Source organism: Caldimonas tepidiphila (assembly GCF_003569765.1).
Taxonomy (GTDB): Bacteria; Pseudomonadota; Gammaproteobacteria; order Burkholderiales; family Burkholderiaceae_C; genus Caldimonas; species Caldimonas tepidiphila.
Genome location: NZ_QXMG01000171.1, coordinates 1 through 997, shown reverse-complemented (window position 1 = coordinate 997; position 997 = coordinate 1). Strand labels below are relative to the sequence as shown.

General features: G+C 49.5%; 1 protein-coding gene. It reads right to left on the bottom strand.

Annotated elements, in window-relative coordinates:
* Positions 1 to 239: 239 nt before the first annotated feature.
* On the bottom strand, positions 240 to 997 hold a 758-nt coding region (locus tag D3A59_RS25745), incomplete at its 5' end, for an AbiJ-NTD4 domain-containing protein (protein WP_170162398.1).

Here is a 997-nt window from a genome sequence, read left to right as displayed (position 1 = left end):
GCCTCCTGCCCCAGCCCGCCGGCTGATCCTCAGTTCAGCACCCCGGCTGAATACGTACCAGTCCGCATCCTTGTCTTTTTGAGTCGACGTGCCAGTCTGTAGTGGAGGAGTCAGAAGCAGGATCCTGAGGAATCGCTGCGCGATTCACTCAGGCGGGAAGGGTTTTGCTCGTGGCGGAGGAAGTCCTTGTAGTTTGAGTTGACCCGCCCGCCGAAGGCGGTGCGGGTCGAACGAATTGGTTAGGCGGTATTTTTGCGCAATAAATACGTGGAGATTCCAGAGACTAAAGTGACAACAAGCTCTGATTCTTCAAATGTGGGGACTCTACCCTCACGAACATGTCGTCCGTTTTCCGAGGCATAACCCCAAATTTTGCTAACGGCTTCATCAAGCGGACTAGGAACAATGCCCCGGTATCTCTTCATTATGTCACCCAAATTCGCTTTTCCATCTCCGCAGACGGATCGAGCAACGCACTCTAGAGCAGCCAACGAATGTTGAATCGCTCCCGTAACATCAGGTTCTGGTCTGCGGGATAAGTCCCAAATGGCTTCTTTTGGTTCATTCGCTGCGGTAGGAAAATTTTTAGATTCCATGAAGGATTCTGTGGCTTTTAGCAAATTCTCAAATTCCGCTGGTCCGCGCATTTCTACGCGACCTTCGGTAATTTTCCAGCCGATTCCACGAGACACGAAATATAAGTTTAATTCCGCAGAAAACTTGCTTCCATCATAGGAATACGGCGCTTGCTGCATTTGAGCAAGAATGGACTCAATAATGTCGTAAACAAAATACCACGGGCAGTCGTCTATTAAATTTCTGACTTCGTTGTCAATGTTTGGATATTCAGACCAGTTGTCCGAGTCGGCGCGAGTTCTCAAAGTTCTGCATACTAATTCCCGCAGCAGTTTTGGGCGGAATCCGCATTCATATGCCAGATCGGCTTTGTTGCGCAAATAGATTGAGAGCGAGATTCCCCTGACCCCGGACGGAGTTA